Genomic DNA, 8,911 nt, shown 5'->3' with positions numbered 1-8,911 from the left:
AAGAAAAGGCGTTGCCGGGCTGTTTCTGGATCACCGCCCAAGGCCTTCAAGGCCAAGGACGGTGAAAATTTCAAAAAACCGATTTCCGGTGGACCGTAAGGCTGCTCCGCTTAAGTGAACAGCATTACGGCCCAGGCCGGGGGTTTTGCTTTCTACAGATTAAATCCCCCGCGCTACCCCTCCCGCCGATTTGCCCGTCTACACTCGAAGCATTCCCCCGAGCCATAACGAGACCGTTATGCCCAGACTGCCGACCGTGTTTTTTTTGCTGTCGCTGATGACCTGGACCGCAACGGCTGGCGCGCTGACTCTGACCGACGAAGAACGTAGCTGGCTTGCGGCCCACCCGGACCTGCACCTGGGTGTCGATGCATCATGGCCGCCCTTTGAGTTTCGCGACGAACAGGGCCGCTATCAGGGCCTGGCGGCAGACTACATCGACCTGATCCGCCGGCGCCTGGCGGTTGAACTGACGCCTATCGAGCCGGTCAGCTGGACAGTCGTGCTGGAGCAAGCCAAACAAGGCAAGCTGGATCTCTTGCCAGGCATCATGTCGACCCCGGAACGCCAGAGTTACCTGTCATTCACCCGCCCCTATCTGGATTTCCCGATTGTCATCCTGGCCCATGTCGGAGGCCCCCAGCCACGCAAAATCGAGGACTTGTACGGGCTGAAAATTGCCGTGGTGGAAAACTACGCGCCCCACGAATTGTTACGCACCCACAACCCCGATTTGAATCTGGTGGCGATGCCCAACGTCAGCTCGGCCTTGCAGGCACTGGCCACCGACGAAGTGGACGCCGTGGTCGGCGACCTTGCCTCCAGCGTCTGGAGTCTGCGCCAGCTCAAGCTGGACGGCCTCTACGTCAGCGGCGAGACCCCCTATCGCTATCAATTGGCCATGGGCGTGCCCCGCAACAACAAAATGCTGGTCGGCATTCTGGATAAAGTTCTGGCGGACATGAGCCCGGCCGAAATCAGTTCCATTCAGGAACATTGGGTAGGCAACGTCCTCGATCATCGGACTTTCTGGTCCGATCTGCTGGTCTACGGCCTGCCGGGTTTACTGTTGTTGATGATCGTGCTGGCCGTGGTGATCCGGATCAACCGCCGCCTGAGCTCGGAGATCGCCCGCCGCGTCGATCTGGAACAGGAACTGCGCAGCAGCGAATACCATTACCGCGGGCTGGTGGAGAGCCTGTCGGCCATCGCCTGGGAAGCGCGGATGAGCGACTTCACCTACAGCTATGTGTCGCCGCATGCCGAAGCCTTGCTCGGCTATCCGCTGTCGCACTGGCTGATTCCGGGCTTCTGGCGCAACATCATTCACCCCGCCGACCTGACCCGCGCGCAGAACTTCTGTGATCACGAAGTGCTGGCCGGACGCGACCACAGCCTCGATTACCGGGTCATCACTGCTGACGGGCGCTGCCTGTGGGTGCGCGATATCGTCAGCCTGATCGAACATGGCCACGAACCGGTGATGCGCGGACTGATGATCGACATCAGCGAAGCCAAGCGCACCGAAGAAGCCCTGCGCCTGTCGGAGCAGAAATTTGCCTCGGTGTTCCAGCAATGCCCGGACATCCTGGTGATCGCACGCCTTTCCGACGGCTGCCTGCTGGAGGTCAACGAAGCGTTCGAAGAACAGATCGGCCTGCGGGCCGAGGACGTCATCGGCCAGACCGCCACCAACCTCAATATCTGGGGCATACCCGGCGTCGGGCCGGGATTGTTGCAGCGCTTGCAGGCCGGCAGCATCCGCAACCTGGAGATGCCCTTTCGTCGCAGCAATGGCCAGGTGTTTACCGGCCTGATCTCCGCCGAGCCCTTTGACCTCGATACGACCCCGGCGCTGGTGGTGGTCGTGCGTGATATCACCCAGCTCAAGGAAACCCAGCAACAACTGCAAACCTCCGAAGAGAAATTCGCCAAGGCGTTCCACGCCTCGCCGGACGGCTTGTTGCTGTCCCGGCAAAGCGACGGCCTGCTGATCGAGGTCAACGAGGGGTTCAGCCGCATTACCGGGTTCAACAGCGCGATGTCGGTGGACCGTTCGGCGCTGGATCTGGGGATCTGGGTCAACCTCAACGAGCGCAAGCAGATGCTCGACCTGCTGCACCGCGACGGCTTTGTCCGCGACTTCAGTTGCCATATTCGCCGCAGCGACGGCCAGATCCGCCTCTGCGAAGTGTCCAGCCGTCCGCTGCCGATTGGTGACGAAGACTGCATGCTGACCATCGCCCGGGACATCACCGAGCGCCACCTGATGCAGGAAAAACTGCAACAAGCGGCGACGGTATTCGAGAGCACTGCCGAAGGCGTATTGATCACCGATACCCAGCAGCACATCAGCGCCGTCAACCGCGCGTTTACCGAAATCACCGGTTACAGCGAGAGCGAAGCCCTGGGCCATACCCCGCGCCTGCTCGCCTCCGGCCTGCATGACAGCGCGTTCTATGCCGCCATGTGGCATCAATTGACCGCCGAAGGTCACTGGCAAGGCGAGATTTCCAACCGGCGCAAAAACGGCGAGCTCTACCCGAGCTGGCTGACCATCAGCGCCGTGCGCAACCGGGACAGGTTCATCACCCACTTCGTGGCCGTGTTCGCTGACATCTCCAGCCTCAAACACGCCCAGGCCAGACTCGATTACCAGGCCCACCACGACCCGCTCACCGGCCTGCCCAACCGCACGCTATTCGAAAGCCGCCTGCTGACCGCCCTCAATACCCAGAAAGAGAACGGCGGCCAGGGCGCGGTGCTATTCCTGGATCTGGACCGTTTCAAACACATCAACGACAGCCTCGGTCACCCGGTCGGCGACCTGCTGCTCAAAGGCATTGCCGTGCGGCTCAAAGAGCAGCTGCGCGACATCGACACCGTGGCGCGCCTGGGCGGCGATGAGTTCATCATCCTGTTACCCGGCCTGCAGCAAGCCAGCGACGCCGACAACATCGCCACCAAACTGCTTAATTGCTTCACCGCTCCGTTTCAGGCCGGTGAGCATGAGTTTTTCATCAGCTCCAGCATCGGCACCAGCCTCTATCCACAGGACGGCGGCGATGTCGCCACGCTGATCAAGAACGCCGACGCGGCGATGTACCGCTCCAAAGCCAAGGGCCGCAACCGGGTCGAAAGCTACACCCGCGACCTCACCGCGCAGGCCAGTGAGCGAGTGGCACTGGAACATGAACTGCGTCGCGCCATCGAGCGCAACGAGCTGCAGCTCTACTACCAACCAAAAATCAGCCTCGACGACTATCGCCTGGTGGGTGCCGAAGCGCTGATTCGCTGGCGCCATCCGACCTTTGGCGACGTACCGCCGGAGCACTTTATCTCCCTGGCCGAAGAAAACGGCATGATCCTGCAGATCGGCGATTGGGTGCTCGAAACCGCCTGCCGGCAAATGCACGAATGGAACCTGACCTACGAAGGCCTCGGCCCGCTGTCCGTCAACCTGGCGGGCGCTCAGTTGCGCCAACCCAACCTGCTCGGCCGCATCGAACAACTGCTCAAGGACAACCACCTCAAACCGGGTTTCCTGCAACTGGAAATCACCGAAAACTTCATCATGAGCCAGGCCGAGGAAGCGCTGGCGGTGCTGCATCAACTCAAGCATCTGGGCGTGCAACTGGCGATCGACGACTTCGGAACGGGCTACTCGTCACTGAGCTACCTCAAGCGCCTGCCTCTGGACATACTTAAAATCGACCAATCCTTCGTTCGCGGCCTGCCCGATGACCCGCACGACGCCGCCATCGTGCGCGCCATCATCGCCCTCGGCCGCAGCATGCAATTCACCGTGATTGCCGAAGGCGTGGAGACTCACGCGCAGCAGCAATTTCTGGCCGACGAAGGCTGCGAGCAGATCCAGGGCTACATCGTCAGCCTGCCCCTGCCCCCCGACGAATTTGCCGCGACGTTTCTTCGTTCAACCGTTTCAGACTTTTCGGATAGCACAGCCGCGAAACCGTCGCTATAATCCGCGGCCTACTGAGGGCCTATAGCTCAGTTGGTTAGAGCAGAGGACTCATAATCCTTTGGTCCACGGTTCAAGTCCGTGTGGGCCCACCATATGAATCAAGGCCTGCAGCTAAGCTGCAGGTTTTGACGCCCCAATCAGATGTTCCCGAGGTACAGTTTCGGTACAGTCCGTACCGATCTTCCCTCGGAGAACGTATGGCAACCCTCGTAAAAACCCCCTCAGGCACCTGGAAAGCGGTCATTCGTAAAAATGGCTGGCCGACTGCTTCTAAGACTTTCCGCACAAAACGCGACGCTGAAGACTGGTCAAGACGCACCGAGGACGAAATGGTCAGGGGCGTTTACATCCAGCGCAGCGGATCAGAACGAATGACCCTTGAAGCTGCCCTGAAGCGTTATCTGAGCGATGTAACCCCCTCCAAAAAGCCGACCACTCAGCGCGGCGAAATCAGCAAAGCCAAAAAGCTCATCGAACACTTGGGAAAATACTCGCTCGCCGCATTGTCCGCTGAAATCATCGCGGGCTTTCGTGACAAGCGCCTGAGCGAACCCGGACACAAGGGAAACATCAGTAACAACACAGTTCGCCTTGAACTAGCGCTACTCAGCCACCTTTTCACCGTTGCGATCCAAGAATGGGGAGTGGGCCTTACATTCAACCCAGTGCTAAACATTCGTAAGCCAAGCCCCGGTGAAGGTCGAGATCGAAGATTATCGCCTGATGAATCTCTTCGACTGATCAGTGCCGTGAACGCTCACAGCAATCCAATGCTGGGATGGATCGTGCGCATAGCCCTGGAAACCGGTATGAGAGCTTCTGAGATTTCAACCTTACGGATATACCAGGTCGACTTAGAAAAGCGCGTCTTGAGACTCAAAGACACGAAAAATGACTCATCTCGAACCGTTCCTCTGAACCGATTCGCAACCGAAGCTGTTAAGTCTGCGATGAATAATCCCATCCGACCTGTCGATTGTGATTTGGTTTTTTTCGGCGAGCCTGGTCGAGACAAAAAACGTCGTCCATACGCATTTACAAAGGTTTGGGGGACCATGAAAACCAAATTGAGAATGTCAGATTTTCGTTTTCATGATCTACGGCATGAAGCCGTAAGCCGGCTAGTTGAAGCTGGGCTGTCGGATCAAGAGGTGGCAGCCATAAGCGGCCATAAATCGATGCAAATGTTGAGGAGGTATACGCATTTGCGAGCTGAGGACTTGGTTTCAAGGCTCGATCAGATTCAGCAGAGGTGAAGCCAGCTAAGCAAATGTTTGTGCATGCACAAACATTTGAGACCAGCCAGCGCCAGGAGAACGGAGGGGCGCGAAGTTTATTTTTTAATTCGTCGAAAAACGGGCTCAAAATGGGGGCATCGTTTGGACTGTTAGAGAAACCCCTATCTATAAAGGTTTCTCATGACATCTCAGGAAAAAATCGAACAGCAGCTTATCGAGCGATATGGCCCCCTTGTAACGCTTATTCAGCTTGCGGAACTGCTTCACCGAAGCCCCGCAGGCTTGGCGTATTCGCTCTCTCAATCAGGCTCTTTCGCCAAATCTATCAACACTGCTCGAGTAAAGCTCGGGCGTCGCGTCTATTTTCGCGCGAGCGATCTCGCGACAGCCCTAACCAATGGCTAACAACGTCCAAAGATCCATGGCAAAACTGCAAAGTTCTGTTGTTACACGGAAGACAAAAGAACCGTTGCTGACTACCGCTCCTGATCCAGCGGAACCTAAAACTCTTGAGCGAGAAGAGTTACAACTGGATGTGCAAACAACGAGGTTTGGTGAGCGTTCACGGGACGCTCGAAGCGTCATGGATGTTGCGATTTTTCGGTTATCCAAACGGGAGAAACGCTGCAACCAGACTATTCGATACGATTTGCCTGATGGATTTGTTGAGGTCTCATCTGGCCCAGCAGGAATGGCTACGATATGGGATTACGACATAGTAATCATGGCGGTATCTCATCTCACCAAGGCAATGAACAGCTACCGCTCAGGACACGGTGTCAAGCCAGGGCGCCTATTTCGTCCATCAGTCTCTTCCATCTTACGTGGTGACGGGGGCCGTCAATACGAAGAGCTGGAATGGGCTCTAGACCGACTCAAGACAACAACAGTGAAGATCAAGCGGACGATGAAAGAGCGAAATGGGCGGAGGCTTCTTGATATATCTGCAGAAGGCTTGATAAGCAGCTATAGAATCCTTCAGCGAAACGATGAGCGCAGAGTAGTAGCAGTCGAAATCGAACTGCCGAATCTTCTTTACAACGAGATCGTTCAGCGTGAAACACCCGCGGTCCTAACGGTGCATTCCGACTACCTGCGATTGCAATCTGGGATTGCGCGATTTGTATATCGGCTAGCGAGGCTCCGTGCTGGTAAAAACGATTGCACATGGACCTTCAGAAAGCTTTATGAGCGAAGCGGCAGCCAAGGTGACTTTAAAAAATTTACCTTTCGACTGCGAGAGCTAATCAAAGACGATGATTTGCCCGAGTACTCGCTCGCAGAAGTTGCTGGCGAGACCGGCCCTATGCTCATTATGAAGAACCGTAAAACCACCGTCGGTTAGGAACCTGCGCCGTCCATCAGGAACCGTATTCCGTCGTAGGGGAACCTAAATCCGTCGCACAGGAACCAAAAAAACCATAACCAATTGTTTTTACAAGGTTTTTCATAATAGAAAAGCGCTAAATCTTGAGTATCTTATTCAAATCTTAGAAGGTTGAGCATGCATGGAGCTGACTAGGCAGCCGCGCCAGGACTGTATTCCCGATGCGCCTCGACTCAAAACACTTTGCTTGGGTTCATATTACTGCGATCAGAGTCATCCCCTTCGCCACGCCTTTTTTTCCGTTCGGCAGCCCCTTGAGCCTGTTTTTTTCGGTGCTCGGCATCAAGGGCCCGTGTTTCAAAGCGCCGAACTAGCTCGTACGCTTCAGATTTGACAGCGGCAATCGATGCCTCGTGCTCTAACACTACCTTGGCTGCTTTCTGCTCTCGCTGTAAGGCTTCCTCCTGAGCTGCTCGGGCGTGCCGCATTTCGTTTGCTAACTTAGCTTCAACCGACTTAAGGGCTGTTTCTTCCGCAGCGTTCGTAGCACGCACCTGTCGCTGTAACCGCTCCATCAACTCATTCCCTCTCGTCGTCTCGTATTGATGACCAATAAACAACATCGCGATCCAGATCCCAACTAGAACTCCCAGTACCACGAGAGGCCACCCTTGCAACGCCACGGACCAACCACTAGCAACAATGGTCCATTCAGCATCTTGGTAAACAGCCCAGCCGGACTTGCTGAATATCTTGTCCAATCCGTAGTAACCGGCACAGCAGGCGAAGGTTCCGCCCCAAAGCCAACGATCCATCACGTCCATAACGGTTTTCCTTGTTTTCCTGCTGCCGTAAATAGTTCCCACGTCATCGTAGATAAACCTCTGTGATGGATGGACGAAAATGCCCCATTTCCTGGCTCACGATTTCGAGAGCGAGACTGCGCTTCAATCCCAAGTGTTGGAGTTCGCGCATCCGTTGCTGTGCATAGCTATGCCGGACACCATGAGCACCGGCAGACCACCCTAGGGCGCGACTGGAGGCACTTGAAAACGAACTGGACCATCGGTGACCACCGTTAAGGTCGTAGTGCTGTTGATAGTGAACACCTCGATCGGTTACACGCCGAGGGGCGTCCAGGCGCAGTCTCTCAACTTGAGCGGACAGGTCATGCGGCAACATCACATGCCGTATCAACCCACCCTTGCCTTGCACGGTATACAGAACGCCATCACGACCCATAAACTTTTCAGTACGCGCTGGTCGAACATCCGGACTGCGCTCGCTTGCAGGTCTTAAAGTCAGAAGCTCGTGCGCGCGCAGGCCAGCAGCGCAACCCACTTCAGTCGCGAGTGAGTTCCGCTGAGTTTGTGCCTTGGTTACCAAGGAGACCTGATCGGGTGTATATGCTCGGGATTTGAGAGCCTGAGCATGCTCAGATTTGACCACTGGCAGTCGCTGAGCGGCCTTGAGTTCACCTTTAAGTCGAAACATCGCCTGAAGCGCTTGGCGATCAAGGTCCAGCGTTTTTTGTCCTACTTCCTGACCTCGAAACTCCAGGTAGGAAATGGCCTGTTCACGGGTCAGGCTCCGCAGCCCGCCCGATAGCCGCTCGGACCTGGCCCACTCGGCCACTCGCGTGAGCGATTGCTCATAGTTTCGGACTGTTCCTACAGCGCGCAGCGTGTCGCCTTGAAGCGCGCGCATTACGGAGCCAGCTTGTTTTGTTGGGCTCGCGAACTTAGCCATTCTTCTGAAGCCACCGCGCTACCGTTGAGTGTGCTACAGCCACTCGCTGCTCTTGTAACCAACGCTGCAGATCCGCAGCTCGGGCACCCGCACGGTATAGCTGAAGAAGCTCGCCGGCGTAACGATCCAAGCGGGATTTTCGGTAGTGAGTTTTACGGCGGACACCTGCATTGGTACGAAGCCGAATTAGCTCAGACATAGCATCGAATTTGGACATTTTGCTCCTCCTGATGAGAACCAAAGTATCCAGTTAGAAGATCACGTGCGAGCCAATTGGGGGGTAAAAGCGAGGGATTGTAAGAACATCTGGCCAACCTAGAAAAATCCAGCTGGGCTCAGCGGCTATTCACCTATTCGCCACCTGTTTTCACTGTTACGTCAGTGAGGGCTCGGACTGATCTCGCCTGTTTCGGACTCCATTTTTTCGAGAGGATCAACCTCGTTGCACGGCTGATCAGCGTGCTGACTGAACATCGTTTTAATCACAGCCGATGTGGGCTATGCCTGATCAGAATGGCTGATAGGCGTCTCGGTTGTAAGTGTCCGGTAAAGTCATCTGGCTTTTTCCACGTTTTCGTTTATGACGGCCTACCGACAGGAAGGTCATCGAAT

5 protein-coding genes and 1 tRNA gene are annotated in these 8,911 nt (G+C 55.9%); 4 read left to right on the top strand and 2 right to left on the bottom strand.

All coding sequences use genetic code 11. The annotated features are described in order from the left end of the window. The first annotated feature begins 238 nt into the window (after positions 1–238). From JQF37_RS31065 to JQF37_RS31050, 4 genes are all read left to right on the top strand, one after another. On the top strand, positions 239–3,985 hold the full coding sequence (locus JQF37_RS31065) for an EAL domain-containing protein (RefSeq protein WP_130209590.1): 3,747 nt from the start codon (positions 239–241) through the stop codon (positions 3,983–3,985). A gap of 15 nt (positions 3,986–4,000) precedes the next feature. Continuing rightward, positions 4,001–4,077 (top strand) — tRNA-Ile (locus JQF37_RS31060). A gap of 105 nt (positions 4,078–4,182) precedes the next feature. Then, a complete protein-coding gene (locus tag JQF37_RS31055; RefSeq protein ID WP_204149924.1) occupies positions 4,183–5,241 on the top strand; it encodes a site-specific integrase in 1,059 nt (352 codons plus the stop codon). A 403-nt stretch (positions 5,242–5,644) separates the two neighbouring features. Then, entirely contained in the window at positions 5,645–6,568 is a 924-nt protein-coding gene (locus tag JQF37_RS31050) for a replication initiator protein A (RefSeq protein ID WP_204149923.1), read from the top strand. Positions 6,569–6,783: 215 nt separating this feature from the next. Here JQF37_RS31050 and JQF37_RS31045 read toward each other — a convergent pair whose 3' ends face one another. Further along, positions 6,784–7,374, bottom strand: a complete 591-nt coding sequence (locus JQF37_RS31045) for a hypothetical protein (RefSeq protein ID WP_204149922.1) — start codon at positions 7,372–7,374, stop codon at positions 6,784–6,786. A gap of 43 nt (positions 7,375–7,417) precedes the next feature. Beyond that, positions 7,418–8,299, bottom strand: coding sequence for a site-specific integrase (locus JQF37_RS31040; RefSeq protein ID WP_239142547.1), 882 nt, complete (start codon positions 8,297–8,299; stop codon positions 7,418–7,420). Between the last annotated feature and the right edge of the window lie 612 nt (positions 8,300–8,911).

Origin of the sequence: Pseudomonas sp. MIL9 (assembly GCF_016887925.1) — a bacterium.
GTDB lineage: Bacteria > Pseudomonadota > Gammaproteobacteria > Pseudomonadales > Pseudomonadaceae > Aquipseudomonas > Aquipseudomonas mohnii.
Note: the sequence above shows the minus strand (reverse complement) of the source record. Positions and strands in the feature narration are given on the sequence as shown.